General features: G+C 69.4%; 15 protein-coding genes. 6 read left to right on the top strand and 9 right to left on the bottom strand.

Annotated elements, in window-relative coordinates; genetic code table 11:
* Genes ACLQ3B_RS09330 through ACLQ3B_RS09320 form a run of 3 tightly spaced genes read right to left on the bottom strand, consistent with a single transcriptional unit; the run spans position 1 to position 2149 of the window.
* Positions 1-657 carry an SAF domain-containing protein gene (locus ACLQ3B_RS09330; RefSeq protein ID WP_425779180.1) on the bottom strand — a complete coding sequence of 219 codons (657 nt, stop codon included), beginning with the start codon at positions 655-657 and terminating at the stop codon, positions 1-3.
* Complete coding sequence (locus tag ACLQ3B_RS09325) at positions 654-1589, bottom strand: hypothetical protein (RefSeq protein ID WP_425779178.1); 936 nt, start codon at positions 1587-1589, stop codon at positions 654-656. Before ACLQ3B_RS09325 ends, ACLQ3B_RS09330 begins: the two co-directional genes overlap by 4 nt.
* Entirely contained in the window at positions 1583-2149 is a 567-nt protein-coding gene (locus tag ACLQ3B_RS09320; protein ID WP_425779176.1) for a hypothetical protein, read from the bottom strand. Before ACLQ3B_RS09320 ends, ACLQ3B_RS09325 begins: the two co-directional genes overlap by 7 nt.
* A 797-nt stretch (positions 2150-2946) precedes the next feature.
* On the opposite strand from ACLQ3B_RS09320, the gene ACLQ3B_RS09315 reads away from it, so the two are divergent.
* Entirely contained in the window at positions 2947-3624 is a 678-nt protein-coding gene (locus tag ACLQ3B_RS09315) for a prepilin peptidase (protein WP_425779861.1), read from the top strand.
* Positions 3625-3770: 146 nt separating this feature from the next.
* Here the strand turns inward: ACLQ3B_RS09315 and ACLQ3B_RS09310 are convergent, their stop codons facing one another.
* Together ACLQ3B_RS09310 and ACLQ3B_RS09305 are read right to left on the bottom strand one after the other, a co-directional pair.
* Complete coding sequence (locus ACLQ3B_RS09310; protein WP_425779174.1) at positions 3771-4400, bottom strand: phosphatase PAP2 family protein; 630 nt, start codon at positions 4398-4400, stop codon at positions 3771-3773.
* A 180-nt stretch (positions 4401-4580) separates the two neighbouring features.
* Complete coding sequence (locus tag ACLQ3B_RS09305; RefSeq protein ID WP_425779172.1) at positions 4581-5045, bottom strand: hypothetical protein; 465 nt, start codon at positions 5043-5045, stop codon at positions 4581-4583.
* 182 nt (positions 5046-5227) lie between these two features.
* Between ACLQ3B_RS09305 and ACLQ3B_RS09300 the strand changes: the two genes are divergently transcribed.
* The 5 genes from ACLQ3B_RS09300 (at position 5228) to ACLQ3B_RS09280 (ending at position 9060) form a co-directional block, all read left to right on the top strand.
* Entirely contained in the window at positions 5228-6388 is a 1161-nt protein-coding gene (locus tag ACLQ3B_RS09300; protein WP_425779170.1) for a low temperature requirement protein A, read from the top strand.
* Positions 6389-6415: 27 nt separating this feature from the next.
* Positions 6416-7312 carry a GNAT family N-acetyltransferase gene (locus ACLQ3B_RS09295; RefSeq protein WP_425779168.1) on the top strand — a complete coding sequence of 299 codons (897 nt, stop codon included), beginning with the start codon at positions 6416-6418 and terminating at the stop codon, positions 7310-7312.
* 33 nt (positions 7313-7345) lie between these two features.
* Positions 7346-7939, top strand: a complete 594-nt coding sequence (locus ACLQ3B_RS09290; protein ID WP_425779166.1) for a hypothetical protein — start codon at positions 7346-7348, stop codon at positions 7937-7939.
* A gap of 300 nt (positions 7940-8239) precedes the next feature.
* Positions 8240-8851: a dihydrofolate reductase family protein gene (locus ACLQ3B_RS09285; RefSeq protein WP_425779164.1), complete on the top strand. Its 612-nt coding sequence runs from the start codon at positions 8240-8242 to the stop codon at positions 8849-8851.
* Positions 8848-9060 carry a hypothetical protein gene (locus ACLQ3B_RS09280; RefSeq protein ID WP_425779162.1) on the top strand — a complete coding sequence of 71 codons (213 nt, stop codon included), beginning with the start codon at positions 8848-8850 and terminating at the stop codon, positions 9058-9060. The genes ACLQ3B_RS09285 and ACLQ3B_RS09280 overlap by 4 nt, the downstream gene beginning before the upstream one ends.
* Before the next feature lie 24 nt (positions 9061-9084).
* On the opposite strand, the gene ACLQ3B_RS09275 is transcribed toward ACLQ3B_RS09280, so the two are convergent.
* The 4 genes from ACLQ3B_RS09275 to ACLQ3B_RS09260 form a co-directional block, all read right to left on the bottom strand.
* Positions 9085-11121: an ABC transporter permease subunit gene (locus ACLQ3B_RS09275; RefSeq protein ID WP_425779160.1), complete on the bottom strand. Its 2037-nt coding sequence runs from the start codon at positions 11119-11121 to the stop codon at positions 9085-9087.
* Positions 11118-12554: an extracellular solute-binding protein gene (locus ACLQ3B_RS09270; protein WP_425779158.1), complete on the bottom strand. Its 1437-nt coding sequence runs from the start codon at positions 12552-12554 to the stop codon at positions 11118-11120. The genes ACLQ3B_RS09275 and ACLQ3B_RS09270 overlap by 4 nt, the downstream gene beginning before the upstream one ends.
* A gap of 455 nt (positions 12555-13009) precedes the next feature.
* Positions 13010-13780 carry an IclR family transcriptional regulator gene (locus tag ACLQ3B_RS09265; RefSeq protein ID WP_425779157.1) on the bottom strand — a complete coding sequence of 257 codons (771 nt, stop codon included), beginning with the start codon at positions 13778-13780 and terminating at the stop codon, positions 13010-13012.
* Positions 13781-13913: 133 nt separating this feature from the next.
* The gene (locus ACLQ3B_RS09260) at positions 13914-14432 is read right to left on the bottom strand and encodes a hypothetical protein (RefSeq protein ID WP_425779156.1); all 519 of its coding nucleotides are present in this window, start codon (positions 14430-14432) and stop codon (positions 13914-13916) included.
* Positions 14433-14979 lie beyond the last annotated feature (547 nt).

The following is a 14979-nucleotide window of genomic DNA, read 5'->3' as shown; positions in this document are numbered from 1 at the left end:
TCAGGCCGCCTCGGTCAGCACGACGGCGAGCCGTTCCTGTGCGGCGAGCGCCACCACGGCGGGCACGTCACGGGTGAGTAGCGCCAGGTACAGGACCTTGTCGTCGTTGGCCGGGCTGACCATGTCGATGACGGTGGCCGCGAACCGGGTGCCGGCGGCGGCGGCCGCGTCGGCGTTGTCCTCCGGAGTGCTGACCAGTAGGACCTTGTCGCCAGGGTGCAGTTCGCGGGCCGGCACCTGTGCGGTCTTCAGGCCGAGCGCGATCTGCTGCTGGCCGGGGCCGAGCAGCGGATCGTCGGTGACCTGTCCCAGGGTGAGCAGCGTGCCCGGGAGCAGCGCGACCGCGGCCCGTTTGCCGACCACCTCATCGAGGCGTCCGGCGGGCACCGGCCGCAGCCCCTGGCCGCCGGCGACCTGCACGGTCACCAGGTCGGCCGCGCTGATCTCGCGGCCCACCTCCACCGGTCGGGCCACCGCAAGATAGCTGCCGGTGGCCCGTACCGAGGTGACCGCGAAGGCCGCGCCCAGCCCGCCCAGGGCGATCAGGAGGACGGCGAGGCCGAGCAGGCCGGGACGGACCCGGCGCTGGCGGACCACAGTGGGCGGGTTGACGGGCGCGTCCACCGACCCGGTCCCGTTGCGCGTCGCGAGGCTCATCTGGTGACCACCTGGAGTTCGTTGATCTGGATCGGAACGATGCCGCTTCTCCGGGTCTGCGGGATCACCCGCCTTGTGGCGTCGCTGTTGGTCCACCAGTTCACCGTCCAGTGCGTGGTGGCGGTGACCTCGTAGGTGTCTGCCTTCGGGTAGCCCTCGTCGTAGCCGCAGTCCGGGGAGGTGGCACCCGCCCGCGCGCCGGTGGCCTTGTACTCGGTGCCGGGGCCGTAGCAGGTGACCTTCTTGCCGTTGCCCATGTCCCAGACGATCTGGTCGACCTTTGCTTCGATGTAGACGGTCAAACCCCGGTCGGACTCGTCGGCGTAGATCGGGCCGAAGTAGTTCTTCCCGGCGGTTGCCCACATCCACACGGGCAGGCCGACCAGGCCCGGACCGATGTTCTTGCGGGGGGCGACCTTCAGCCGCGCCGGCAGCAAACTGATCGACGCCAGGGCACGACGGGCCAGCTCCTCCGGGTCCGGCGGCGCGCCGAAGCCGGCCGGCGGATCGTCCAACAGCACCACGGTCTGGTTGCCCACGTCGGCGCCGCCGTTGCACGTCTTTACGTACCACTGCTGACCCTCGGGCGCCTCGGCCTGCGGCTCGGCCAACTTGTAGTAGCAGCCGTCGCTACTGCTGAACCAGCCCAACACCTCGTCGTAGCAGGGCACGGTTCGCCCGTCCCACTGGCAGGTGCCGCTGCCACCACCGCCGTCGCCGCCGCCGTCGTCCCCGCCACCGCCGTCGTTCCCGCCACCGCCCGGGTTGCCGGGTTCGTCGTCCCAGACGCTGCAGTCGGGCTGGTCCGGCGGGCAGCCCGCCCCCGGGTCGGCGCGGTGCGCGGCTGCCGGCATGGTCGCGCCGACCAGCAGCAGGAGCGCGAGGCCGATCCCGGCGAGGGCCCGTCGGGTTGTCGCCCCCCGGGTCAGCACGGCTGGTCCCGGTGGGTCGTTCCGGAGTTGATCAGCCAGCGGCCGTCGGGATAGCGGGTCGCGGTGGCGGTGGAGAGGTGTCGGCCGCCGCCGCTGCCGGGGACCTGGCGCTTGTTCTTGGCGTAGACCAGCCGGTAGCCGGTCGTGTCCAGGCAGTCCTGGATCTCCACGGTGGCCGGCTTGGCGTCCAGGCTGACGGCGGTCACGGTCGGGTCGGACTTCAACGTCCCGGTACGCATAGCGCCGTGCTCCTTTGCGTCGCGAATGGACAATTGGACGCGAGTGAGAAGTGGATCAGCCAGGAACCGGGACAGTTCCGGCGCGCGTGGATCACTGCGTAGACCCGCCGTGCGCGAGGCCGCGAGATACCCGGAGTACGCGTCGAGTGCCGCCTTTTCGGCAACGAGCCGTCCGGCATCGGGATCGATCCGTTGTTCGTCGTCGCGGGCCGCCGTCGGCCGTTCGACCGCCTCCCGTCCGCTGGCGCAGGCGGTGACCGGCGTCGCCGCCACGACCACAAGCAGGCAGATCGCCGTTCGCCTGAGCTGCCGTCCGCGCACCGTCGAGCCTCCTCGTGGTCGCCCGGGGCGGTGACGGTTCACCGCCGTCGGGCATGCGGAAGCGCGCCCGGATCAGCACATCCGGAGCTGTTCATTGCGCTTCTGCATTCACCGTTACGGATCTTTTACAAATGTGGGGTCCTGTGTCGTCCGATGGTGAAGGTGAGGCTTGCATCACACCCAAGGGGCGAGCATAGGCTGACGCTCGCCGATGCAACAGAGGCAATTCAAGCGAACACTCTGCGTGATGACAGGTGGTGGTGACAGGTGTCCAGACTGCGCCCCGGGCAATGGTCGAGCGAACTGTCGTTATTGACGGGGCGTCGCCGCGCCCGATGGGCTCGCCGGAGTCTCGCCACCGGTCGCGGGAGTGGGACATCGCGGCCTCATCCCGGCATTCGAGCGGCGTTGTCGGCCGGTCGGTGGACCGCCTCGCCCAGCGGCACGCCCGACTCGGAAGCTGTCGAAAGCACCCTCACCGGCTCGGGTGGGCCTGTCGCTTTCTGCGCCATCCGCCACACCGTCGCGAGCGTTCAATCACGATCCGTGTTCACCATCGTGAAGCAGCACCTGGCCGCAACGGAGGGGACATGGCGCTGACCGGCCCCCCTGCGGCCGTCCCCGGTCGAGATGACCCGCCCGATCGGAGCCCGACACCCCCGCCGTCCGGCGGTACGACGGAACCCACCCGCCCGGCGACGCCCTCTCCACGGCGCGAACGGCCAGCGGGACCCGTCTCGGCGGTGGCGCGTACCCGGGTGTCGACAGTGTTCGCGGTCCTCACGATCAGCCCGCTGATGCGGTTGGCGGCGCTGCGTTACGCCGTACCCCCGGGTCTGCCCAGCCGGACCGGCTGCGACGCCTGCGGCGCGCCGGTCGGCCTGACCCGCCCCTGGCCGGCGCTGGGCCCGACAGCCCGGTGCGGTCGCTGCGGCGCCCGGGTCGGCCCACCGCCGGGCACTGTCGAGTTGGTCGTGCTCGCGGCGGCGGTGCTGCTGGCGTTCGCCGGTCCGTCGGGCGGGGCGCTGCCGGCGCTGATCTGGTGGCTGGGCTGGACGATCCCGGCCGTCCTCGTCGACCTGGCAGTGCGCCGGTTGCCGGATCGGCTCACCCTGCCCGCGGCGGCCGGGACCTGGCTGCTGCTCGGCGTGGCCGCGCTCGACGCCGACCCGGGGCACTGGCTGCGGGCGGTCATCGGCGGCGCGGGCCTGGCGCTCTTCTTCGCCAGCACCGCGGTGCTGCTCGGCCGGCGCGGCTTCGGGCTGGGCGACGCCAAGCTGGCGCTCAGCGTCGGGGCGTTGCTCGGCTGGTACGGCTGGCCGGTGCTGGCGTTCGGGCTGGTGCTCACCTTCGGGCTGTCCGCCCTGGTGAGTCTGGGACTGCTGGCCACGCGCCGCGCCAACTGGAGCACCCACCTGCCGTTCGGTCCGTTCCTGCTGCTCGGCACCACGGCCGCCCTCCTGCTGGCGACCTGACCCGCCGCCCGCCCCAAGATCGCGCTCGAACCAGGATCTAGTGGTGTCGATCCCAATGGAGGCCACTACAACCAGGATGTAGCGCGATCTTGGGGTGGGGCGAGCAGCAAGCGGCGAGCGGCCGGCGGCGACGGGCGCGTCTCTGGTCAGGGGCGGGAACGGCTGGCCAATTTGGGCACCGGGCTGTCGGTGCGGTTGGCCCGGCGGCGGAGCACCTCGCTGGTCGGGCGGGCCAACAACGGGATGACCACCACGGCGACCAGGGCACCCAACAGCACACCCGCGATCACGTCGTGCGGGTAGTGCACGCCCACGAAGACCCGGGAGAAGGCGCCGAGCGCGGCCAGGGGCAGCGCGATCACGCCGAGCCGGCGGGAGAGCAGCAACGTGGTGACCGCCAGGGCACCGGCGATGGTGGCGTGGTTGCTGGGGAACGACCAGTCGCCCGGGGGTGGGCAGGCGCCCGCGATGATCTCCCGGGCGATCGTCCGGCAGGGGCGCTCCTCGTCCACCACGGTCTTGAAGAACTCACTGCCCACGTACGCCAGGAGGGCCGGCACCGGCGCGATCAGGGCGAGTGCCCGGTCGTGCGGGCCGCCGGAGCGGCGGCTCAGCGCGGCCATCAGCAGCAGCGCGCCGAGCAGCAGGATCACCCCCTCGGTGGCGTGTCCGACGAACCACTGCACCGGCTCTGGGCTGCCGGCGGCGGCGTCGACGACGTCGCGGTACCACTCGGCGCTGATCTCTGGAACGTCCATGCTGCCGTTGTCGAGCATGCATCACCTCACTTCACGTTCATACCCTGTTCACCTGGGGGACACCCTAGGAACGCGGCACAGGGCACCGCCGCTGTCGAAGGTCGGGCGGTCCACACGACCTTCGTCCAGGCGGATCCGGCGTACAGAGGCCGACTCGGCCGACTAAGCCGCCTCGGCTCAGGTCGGCGCGGCCTTGGCTCAGGTCGGCGCGAGACCGCCGGCCATCCGTTCGCGGACGGCCTCCAGCGCCTCAAAGGCGTACGCCCAGTTGTGGCACTTGAAGCTGCGCAGACCGTCGATCGCGGTGTGACAGTCGGAGCAGCGCACCCCGGCGATGGCGTCCGGGATCTCGGTGTTGACGTACTTGCGTTCGCCCAGGATGACCGTGGCGATCATGGCCTTGTCGTGCAGGCCGGAGAGCGCCGACGAGACGATGTCGTACCAGGTGATCCGCCGGCGGCACTTCGGGCAGTCGGGCTCGTCGCCGCTGACCCAGAGCGGGGCGCCGATGCTGCGCGCCGGCATGCCGAGCAGCTTCTCCAGCCGCCGGACGTCCGACTCGGGGGTGGTCCAGCGGTGTCGGCCGGGCAGTGATGCGGGCGAGTCGTACACGGCGCGGAACAGATCGTGGTCGACCTGCACGGTCTCGCGCTGAGCGGTCATCGGCGTCCCTCCTCGTTGAGTCGGTGCCCCCACCGTGGTCAGCGGTGACCACGGGTGCAGCCGGATCAACGACACGAGGGGCCGGCAGGTCGTCGCCCCGACGCTGACCTCGCTTTCGCCTCCGGTGATCGGCCTCGGGTGGTACGACGGACGCAGGGCGTGCGCCAGCGGGAGGAGCGCCGATGGCGAGCAGACCCGAACGGCTGCTGCGGGGTGACGACTCGCCGCTGAGCGCCTCGTTCCTGGAGCTCTTCTTCGATCTGGCGTTCGTGCTCGCGCTCAGTCAGTTGGCCGCCCATCTGCTGCACGACCTCAGCCTTGCCGGCGCGCTGCACACCGCCGTGCTGTTGGCCGGGGTCTGGTGGATCTGGGTGACCACCACCTGGTTCGCCGACTGGTACGACCCGGAGAGCCCGGTGGTGCGGTGGCTGCTGGTCGGTGCCGCGCTGGGCAGTCTGCTGGCGGGGGTGGCGATCCCGCAGGCGTTGGACGGGCGCGGTCTGCTCTTCGCCGGCGCGTACGTCTCGGTGCATGTCGCCCGGGGCGTGTTCAGCGCTCTCGCGCTGCGGGGGCACCCGCGGCAGAGCCGGGCGCTGCGCATCCTCTGCTGGTTCAGCGTCTCCGCCGTACCGTGGTTGGTCGGTGGGTTTCTGCCGGAGTGGCGGGTGCCGCTCTGGCTGCTCGCCCTCGCCATCGACTTCACCGGCCCGCGGCTCGGCTGGCCCACTCCACTGATGGGCCGGACCGGGCGGCAGGAGTTGCACCTGGCCGGTGAGCACTTCGCCGAGCGGTACCAACAAATCATGATCATCGCGCTCGGTGAGCTGGTCCTGGTCGCCGGTCTCTCGTACGCCGACACCGACCTCGCCCTGTCGCAGACCGCCGCGTTCCTGCTGGTCTTCAGCACAGCGGTGCTCGTCGGTCTGCTCTACGTCACGCCCGCCGGCCAGCGCCTCGGCCCGGCCATCGAGCGCGCCGACCCGACCCGGCTCGGGGTCGTCACCGGATACCTGCACCTGGTGATGATCGCCGGACTGGTGGTCACCGCCGTCGGTGCCGAGCTCAGCATCGCCCACCCGCTGCGGACCGGTGACACGACAGCCGTCCTGGTCATCCTGGGCGGCCCGTTGCTGTTCCTGAGCGGGCGGATCCTCTTCTCGGCGGCGATCCACCGGCGACTCTCCTGGCCCCGGGTGGCCGCCCTGCTCGTGCTGGCCGGTGCGGCGGTCGTCCTGCGGCTGCCGCTGGTGGCGGTCAGCGCGGTCGCCACCGCTGTGGCACTCGTCGTGGTCGTGCTGGACCACGCCGGCTTCCGGTCCTACCGGCATCGATCGGGCGCGTAGTCGACAAGCCTGACTAAAGTCAGGTATATGGACTCGACCCTCATCGCCGCAGTGCGGCGGTTCAACCGGACGGTCACCCAACGGGTGGGTGCGCTCGACGACGAGTACATGGCCCAGGGGCGTCCCCTGGGGCAGGCTCGGCTGCTCTGGGAGATCGGCCTCGCCGGTGCCGAGGTCGCCGCGCTCCGGGCCCGGCTCGGCCTGGACTCCGGACACCTCAGCCGACTCCTGCGCACCCTGGAGAACGACGGCCTCGTCATCGTCGGACCGGCCGACCAGACCGGCGGCGACGGCCGCGTCCGCGTGGCCATGCTCACCGACGCCGGCCGGACCCAGTGGGCCGACCTCGACCAGCGGTCGGACGAACTCGCCGCCTCGATCCTCGAACCGCTCACCGAACACCACCGCGAACGACTCGTCGCCGCCATGGCCGAGGTCGAACGGCTCCTCATCGGCTCGATGGTCGTCATCGAGCCATGCCCGCCGGGCGATCCGCGAGCCCGCGCGTGTCTGCGGGCCTACGCCCGGGACATCGCACGACGCTTCGACGACGGGTTCGACCCCGCACTGAGCAAACCGGTCCACGACGAAGCGCTCGTCCCGCCCAACGGGGTGCTTCTGCTTGCCACCCTCAACAGCGAACCGATCGGCTGCGGCGCGGTCAAACTCCACCCCGACGCGCCCGCCGAGGTCAAACGCGTGTGGGTGGCCGACACGGTACGCGGGCTCGGCGTCGGGCGGCGATTGCTGAGTGAGCTGGAACGGTACGCCGCCGAGCGCGGCGCGACCGCAGTGCGGCTGGACACCAACCGCAACCTCACCGAGGCGGTCGCCCTGTACCGGGCGACCGGTTACCGGGAGATCGAGGCGTACAACACCGAGCACTACGCCCACCACTGGTTCGAGAAGCAGTTGAGGCAGTGACGGCCTTGGCTGCCACGCCCTACGCTGCCAGCCATGCCGCCGCCCAGCGCCCGCCGCACCGGACGTCGGGGCAGGATCTCCGTCGTCGTTGCCGTCGTCCTGCTCCTGCTGTTCGCTGCGTACCTCACGGTGACCCTGCGATACGAGTTGGGCGCGGGGAACTCCTGGGCGCACCCGCAGTCGTTTTCGGATTCATCCGCCGGGGGCATCAGGGAATACCGCTACCTCGCCCAGCCCGGCCGAACCATCGAATATGGCTTCAGCATCGCCAACCGAGGGCCGGTGACCGTCAAACTGGACGAAGTTGTCGATCATGGCGGGTTCCAGTACTCCGTTGATCGGGTTCGGATAGAGCCAGATGTCACCCGCCAGGGTGTCACCGGCTTTTCTGCGGTTCCGTTCCAGCCGATCGACCTACGCCCGGACGACCAGGTGTTCATCTGGGTGACACTGCGCTTTCCCGAGGGGGCGCAGGTGAGCGGCCCCTGTGCGGCGTTCTGGTTCGACACGCAGTCAGTTCGTTTCACTGCTCTCGGCATGCCGCGCGAGCAACGGGTACCGATCGGCCACGTCATCAGAGTCACGACACCCGAGGCCGACGGCCAGCCGTGCGCCGCGTACCGGTAGGTCCGGGCGGCTATTCGACGGAACACAGACCCTGCGCGATGCCGGCGAAGGCTCGAATGAGTTCCGTCTCGCTGCCGGTGCGCCAGATCAGCCCCCACCGGCCGGGTCCGGCTCCTTGACGGGCCGCCACACGATCTGCACGTCGATGTCGCTGAGTTCCATCATCACCGTCCCCGATCCACTCATTAGCGAAGGGTTATGGCACGTTGCCAGATGTGATCTTGTAGCCCGGGGCCTCGCCGGGCAGGCTGAGGGACGTCGGAGCGGAACAGCATCAGGCACCTTAACGAGGAGATCGTCGTGCGCAAGCTCGTGTATTACATCGCCGCCACCCTGGACGGTTTCATCGCCGGCCCCGACGGCGCCGACCCGACCGGCCCCGGCGGTTTCTGGCCCATCCCGGACGACTACCTGCGCCACCTCGTCAGCGAGTACCCGGAGACCCTCCCCGGTCCGGCCCGGCAGGCGTTCGGCATCACCGACCAGGGCAGCCGGTTCGACACCGTGCTGGAAGGGCGCCACTCCTACGAGGTGGGCCTGAAGGCCGGCGTGACCGACGCGTACCCGCATCTGCGCCACCTGGTGTTCTCGCGCACGCTGGGCGCCAGCCCGGACCCGGCCGTCGAGGTCATCGACCAAGACCCGATTGCCACGGTACGAGAGCTGAAGCGCCACGACGGCAAGGACGTCTGGGTGATCGGCGGCGGCGCCCTGGCCGGTGCCCTCTACCCCGAGATCGACCAGCTGATCGTCAAGCTTGCGCCGTTGACCATCGGCGCCGGCATCCCGCTCTTCGGCCGCGCCGCCGTCTTCGCGCCAACCACCTGGCGCCTGACCGATCACACGGTTCTGGACAGTGGGGCTCTCTTCCTCACCTACACGCGCGCACAGACCGGGAACGAGCCCGCATGAGCACATCCCCCAGCAGCGTCACGATCCGTCCCATCACCGGGTCGGACGAGATCGCCCTGTTCAACCGCCTGCCGTACACCATCAACCACGAGCTCGACGACGACCTTGGGCCTCCTCGCCGAGGCACCCGAATCCTCGGCGAGGAGAACGTTCCCCGCATCCGCGCCGGCTACGTCACCTTCGAGCGCGCCATCAACATGGCCTGGTAGCGCCGAGCGGCCGGCCGCCTTCGGTCAGCCCTTCACCGCCCCCGCCGTGAGCCCTTCGGTCAGGAAGCGCTGCCCGAGGGCGTACATGATCACCACGGGGATGCTGACGAGCAGCGACGCCGCGGCGAGTTGTCCTTGTGGCACGACGTCGCCGGCGATCATCGACTGCATGCCCACCGGGAGCGTCTTGTACTCGTCCTTCGTGATGAACACGAATGCGAAGAGGAACTCGTTCCAGGCGTTGGTCAGGGTGAAGAGCGCGACCGCCAGCAGCCCTGGCTTGGCCAGCGGCAGCACCACCTTGCCGAACGCCTGGATGCGGCTGCAACCGTCGACCAGCGCGGCCTCCTCCAGTTCGATGGGGATCGACGAGAAGTACCCCACCAGCAGCCAGGTGGCGAACGGCAGCGTGAAGGTCGGGTACGTCACCACCAGAGACCACAACGAGTCGGTGAGCCGGGCGCCGATGAGCATCTGGTACAGCGGGATGAACAGCAGCGCGCCCGGCATCACGTAGGTGAGCAGCACCGTGACGGTGAAGCCCTGCGCCCCGCGGAACCGCAGCCGGGCCAGCGCGTAGCCCGCCAGGGCGGCGCAGACCAGGGCCACCGCCGTGGACGCCGCGGACACCAGCAGGGTGTTGAGGTACCAACGGCCGAACGGCTGGTTGTCGAACAGGGCGCCGAACTGTTCAAGGGTCCACGGCGTCGGCCACAGGTCGTCGGTGCGCATGACGACCTGACCCTCGGACTTGAAGGCCGTGACGGCGATCCAGTACAGCGGGCCCAGCACGAAGAGGAGCAGCCCGGCCAGCGCGACCCAGGACCCCAGGCCCGACACCAGGGACCCCGACCGTCGACCGCCTCGCGACTGGAGGGTCGAGACCACCCGGCCGACCGCCGCCGCGACCAGCAGAATCACCCCGAGGACCACCGCCGCCTTCCAGAAGATGTGCGGCGACGCCCAGGCCAGCAGACCGGTGACCAGCGCGGTGATGACCCAGGGCAGCGCCTTCCGCGCCGTCGGTGCCCACCGCTGCGTGCCGATCCACCGCGCTGCCCGACGTCGGCGGGGCAATTTGATGTTGGTGTCCTGGCGCAACAGACGGACCAGCACGAACACCAGCCCGCCGATGATCGGCAGCATGACGAGCGTGACCGCGGCGCCCGCGCCGTACTGCAACTGCAGGATCGCCTTCGAGTACGCGATGAGCACGTACGGCGCGGTCACGTCGCCCGGGCCGCCCTGCGTCAGCAACCAGACGAGGTCGAAGTTGTTGAACGTCCAGATCGACGACAGGGTCACCGTCACGGTGATCACGTGGCGCAGTCCGGGCAACGTCACGCTTCTGAACCGCTGCCACGCCGAGGCGCCGTCGATTGTCGCCGCCTCGTAGAGGTCCGCCGGGATGGCCTTCAGCCCGGCGAGGAAACACACGGTGAAGAAGGGCACCCCCTTCCAGACGTTGACCAGGATCACCGACGGCATGGCCAGCGACGGGTCGGACAGCCAGCCCGCCGGCCAGCTGTCGACCAGGTGGGCACTGGCCAGCAGCGGCCCGATCCCGGTAGCGGTGAGCAGCGTGTTGACACTGCCGAAGATCGGGTCGAGCAGCGCGCGCCAGCTGAACGCCGTCACCACCGTCGGCACCACCCACGGCACCAGGAGCAACCCGGCCAGCACGGCCCGCCCACGGCGTCGGTGGTGCAGCAGCAGGGCCGCGGCCAACCCGAGCACGACCTTGAAAACCTCGGCGTACGCGGTGAAGACGAACGAGTTCACCACGCCGGTGTGGAACTGGTCGTCGCCGACGAGCGCGAGGTAGTTGTCCAGGCCGACGAACACGGTGTCCTGTCCGTGCCGTTCGGTGGTGCTGGTGATGATCGACCGGGCGATCGGCACGAGGACGAGCCCGCCGACCAGCACTGCCATCGGCGCCAGGAACAGTGCCGCCAGCCGCCAGTCACGACCCAGCCGCCGCTGGACCGCCGTGAGAGAGCCGGGTCCCGACGGCGGGGACTTCCTCGCCGCCGGGACCCGCGCGGGACGGACAGACCTCACTGCGGCAGCCCCTGCTGGTTGAAGATCTGCACCATCTTGGCGTGGGCGGCTGTCACGGCCTGCGCCGGCGCCGTGCCCTGGACGACCTGCTGCATCATGTCGGTGAGGACGTAGGCCGAACCCACCGCCTGCTGGCCGGCGCTGGCCTTCTGCGGGAAGGCCAGGCCGTTCTTCGTGTTCAGCGGCAGCTTCAATTCAGTGATCTTGCGCAGCATGGGGAAGGCAGCGTCGCCACTGGTGAAGAACGGGTCCGCGTCCCAGACCTTCTCCCAGGCGGGCATCACCAGGCCGGGTGCCTCCTTCGCCACCCCGAGCAGCGCCGGCGCGCTGACCAGGTACTGCGCCAGCAGCTTGGCGAGCGCCGGGTTCTTGGCGCCCTTGAAGATGACGAAGCCCTGCGACTGGCCGAGCAGCAGCGGATTGTCGGTCGCCGGCCCGATGCAGTCGGAGAAGACGTGGGTGTTCGCGTGCACCGGGTTCTTCTTGGTCCTGGAATCCGCGTAGACGCTGAACTGGTTACGGGTGTAGCCGAGGATCCCGGCGAGCCAGTTCTCGTTGTTGCTGGTGTCGGTCCAGCTCGCGACCCCCGGTGGCAACATCGGCTTGTACTTCTGATTGGTGTAGATGTCGCCCAGGAAGGACACCGCCTGCACCGTCTCGGGGGTGTTGAACGTGACCTTCCGGCCGTCGTTGGAGGCGATCGACCCTCCGTAGGCGTTGATCAGCGCCTCGATCATGCCGTTGCCGTCACCGGACCGGTTCACCGTCATGCCCCAGCCGAAGCGGCGCTTGGCCGGATCGGAGATCTCCAGGCACAGGTCCCGCAGCTCCTCCCAGCTGTAGATGTCCTTGGGGGTGATGCCCTTGTCCTGCATCCAGTCCTTGCGCAGGAACGACCCGATCCCGATGAAGTGGTACGGGATCGCGAACCACTTGCCGTCGAAGACGCAGAAGTTCTTGGCCTCGGCGCAGGGCTCGCCGTACTTGGCGGTCAGCGCCTTGACGACGTCCGTCACGTCCTCCAGGTCGCCGAGCGCCTGGAACTGTGCGACGAACCGCGAGTCGGTCATGAACGCCAGGTCACGGGCCACCCCGCCCTTGACCTCGGCGTCGATCTTGGCCACCACGTCACCGGCGTCGGCCTGGACCAGACTGTTCTCGATCTTCGTTCCGGTGGTGTCGGCGAACTTCTTGATCGAGCTGTCGAGCGCTTCGTTCGCCGCCGTCGAATACAGCTTCTGCGACAGCATCCCCATCGAGGAGCCCTTCATCGCCGCCGCGGCGTCGATCAGCTCCTGCGGAACTTCCGGCTGCACCTTGCTGGGCGACTCGGAGCTGTCACCGCACGCGGCCAGACCGGCCGCGCCGAGCACCCCCACCCCCATCCCCAGAAAGCCGCGCCGGGACCACATCGGGTTGTCCTTCATGGACATTCGCCTCCTCTGTTTCCGCACACCAGCGCACGCCAAGGGCGTGCTTGTGCTCCAGGTGTCCCTATGACGGCGACCACTGACGCGTCGCCCGCATCGATCAGTGCGCTCGCGTACCCGATGTTGCGATTGGTGGGGTTGCCGCGGCAGCGACGGGCCTGCGCTTGCCGCCGTTCACCGTCGGAGGTCCGCTGACGCACGCGTCGTCGTAGCATCCGAACGGTCCGCGCGAGAGATTCCGCGTGCCGCTCGCCGGGTAGCGCGACGAGGTTGGGGCGATCGGCGACCGGGCCGACAAAGCAGCACTGACGTTGCAGTTCGGTCGGGCCACGAGACCACCACCGTTCGAGATTTCGAACTGAGTTCGAGATACCGTATCGAGTGGTCGCGACGCTAGAGCAGCGTCGAGAGAGATGTCAATGTTTCGATGCGGTTTCGAGCCGAAAACGGGAGGCAGGCTATCGAGGCTGGGCCCGGTAGCCCATGCGAGCCGACAGCGCCGCCGCGCCCTCGCGAACCAGCCCGGTCCACTCCACGTGCGCCTCGGGCGTCCAGCGGATGATCGGCGCGGACAGGCTCATCGCGGCGATGGTGGTGCCGGAATGATCCCGGATCGCTGCGGCGACGCAGCGCATGGCACTGTCAGACTCGCCGATGTCGACCGCGACGCTCTCCGCCCGGACGCGCTCGAGATGTTCGCGGAGACGGTCCGGGTCGGTGATGCTGTCCGGCGTCATGCCCGGCAGGGCACCGTTCGTCAGGACGGCGTCCAAGCCCGCCTGATCGAGGTCCGACAGCAGCACCTTGCCGACCGCCGTGCAGTGCGCCGGCAACCGCCGCCCGACCGCGGAGACCATCCGAACGGGATGCGTGCTGTCGAACTTCACGAGGTAGATGACATCGGCGCCGTCGAGCACGGCCACATGGACGGCCTCGTCGCACGCGGCAGCCACGTCCCGCGCCACGCACTGCGCCTCGCGTACCAGGTCGAGCCGACCGGCGAACGCCGCGCCCAGCTGGAACAACGGCATGCCGAGCCGATACTGCACCGGCTGACCCGGCACGGAGATCAGGTACGAGCGAGTCTCAAGCGTGACGAGCAGCTCGTGGACCGTGGTGCGGGGTAGGTCGAGCCGCTCCATCACCTGGCGGGCCGACAGTTGGGGGCAGTCCAGGAACAGTTCGAGGACGTCGAGCGCGCGGATGACCGCCGGTACCACACGGGGCATGTCGATAGTCCCTTCGCAGGCCGGACCCATGTCAATGATCTCCACACGGGCCAGCACCTGAAGAGGATATCTACGTCAGCCCTCGGCGCCAGGTGCCGGACAGCGCCGCACCCCGGCTGCCGTCCGAGGTCGTTCAGGATCCGGTCGTCTGGTACGTGTGCAGAGCGGCCTCGGCAACCTGAGTGAGGTATCTGCCGCCGCCGGGCTTGTTGCCCTCCGCCTGAACGACAACCAGAGTGGTTCCGATCCGGACGAGCATGCTGTCCCACTCCAGCGTGCCAAGGTCCGACGTCGTGGTGTGGCTGACGTGAACACTGTCGTCGCCCAACCGCGGCCCTGGCGCTACCGCGAAGCGATAACTGCCGCCGACATCCTCGCCGGACGGCGCAAGGGTCGGGCAACTGTCGATGAACGCTCGCAGGTCGGCCATCGCTCGCCGGGCACCGTCATCGGTGTAGGTCCTGAGGACTTCGGTCCCCACCCACAAGTCATCGGGACCCGCGTCATAGCTGAGGGTGGCCGCCGCCATCGCTGACGGAGTCCCGGTCAGCCGGCGGGCCGACAGCAGCGGGATCATGCTGCGCGAACAGGACGCGGCGACGTCTGCACGCCGATCTCCAGCATCCTTGGCCATGCTGGTCGCGATCTCCACGGTGAAGCCGGACGGTAGTGACTCAGTGGTCACCAAGCGTGCCGACAGCGTCGCGGAGTACCCGGACCCGCCGGTCGCCGGAACTGCTGGCTTCGTGGCTGTGGCCGAGCCCGTCGCCTGCTTCGCTCCGCCCGCGTCCGCTGTTGAGGTCGTCGGAGAACCGCAGGCTGTCACCGCGCAGACGGCCGCCACCGCAACCAACCTGTGCAGCACCATCCTGAGCACTGGGCAGACTCCACTCTCGCCGAGAGGCGCAGGCTACCAGTGGGCGACCTCACCCGTCGGGCAGCAAGAGTGGCCCCCCGCCGGGCCGCCGCCCCCGTCATGGCGGGACGAATGCCTGACCTCCGCCGCGACCATGAGTCAACACGTCATGCCAGTTCGTCAGTGGGCGTGACCTCTTTCCAGTGGCGGCTCAGGTAATTGGTCACAAGTCGAGCCGGACGGCTGTGCTCCCCTGCCCGTGTAGACACGGTTTCCCTCGTGCCACTCACGGGGCCCGAATTCGTCGGCCAGTGCCGATACGATCTTGGCCGCAGGTAATGCC

The sequence above is a fragment of the Micromonospora sp. DT53 genome (genome assembly GCF_049841535.1).
Taxonomy (GTDB): Bacteria; Actinomycetota; Actinomycetes; order Mycobacteriales; family Micromonosporaceae; genus Micromonospora.
The sequence above is the reverse complement of the archived record's forward strand: the minus strand, read 5'-3'. Positions and strand labels throughout refer to the sequence as shown.

What these genes read in the sequence shown, in the direction of transcription:
- ACLQ3B_RS09330 (WP_425779180.1), bottom strand. Translation starts at nt 657, where the DNA reads ATGAGCCTCGCGACGCGCAACGGGACCGGGTCGGTGGACGCGCCCGTC.
- ACLQ3B_RS09315 (WP_425779861.1), top strand. Translation starts at nt 2,947, where the DNA reads ATGCGGTTGGCGGCGCTGCGTTACGCCGTACCCCCGGGTCTGCCCAGC.
- ACLQ3B_RS09310 (WP_425779174.1), bottom strand. Translation starts at nt 4,400, where the DNA reads ATGCTCGACAACGGCAGCATGGACGTTCCAGAGATCAGCGCCGAGTGG.
- ACLQ3B_RS09305 (WP_425779172.1), bottom strand. Translation starts at nt 5,045, where the DNA reads ATGACCGCTCAGCGCGAGACCGTGCAGGTCGACCACGATCTGTTCCGC.
- ACLQ3B_RS09300 (WP_425779170.1), top strand. Translation starts at nt 5,228, where the DNA reads ATGGCGAGCAGACCCGAACGGCTGCTGCGGGGTGACGACTCGCCGCTG.
- ACLQ3B_RS09295 (WP_425779168.1), top strand. Translation starts at nt 6,416, where the DNA reads ATGGACTCGACCCTCATCGCCGCAGTGCGGCGGTTCAACCGGACGGTC.
- ACLQ3B_RS09290 (WP_425779166.1), top strand. Translation starts at nt 7,346, where the DNA reads ATGCCGCCGCCCAGCGCCCGCCGCACCGGACGTCGGGGCAGGATCTCC.
- ACLQ3B_RS09280 (WP_425779162.1), top strand. Translation starts at nt 8,848, where the DNA reads ATGAGCACATCCCCCAGCAGCGTCACGATCCGTCCCATCACCGGGTCG.
- ACLQ3B_RS09270 (WP_425779158.1), bottom strand. Translation starts at nt 12,554, where the DNA reads ATGTCCATGAAGGACAACCCGATGTGGTCCCGGCGCGGCTTTCTGGGG.
- ACLQ3B_RS09265 (WP_425779157.1), bottom strand. Translation starts at nt 13,780, where the DNA reads ATGCCCCGTGTGGTACCGGCGGTCATCCGCGCGCTCGACGTCCTCGAA.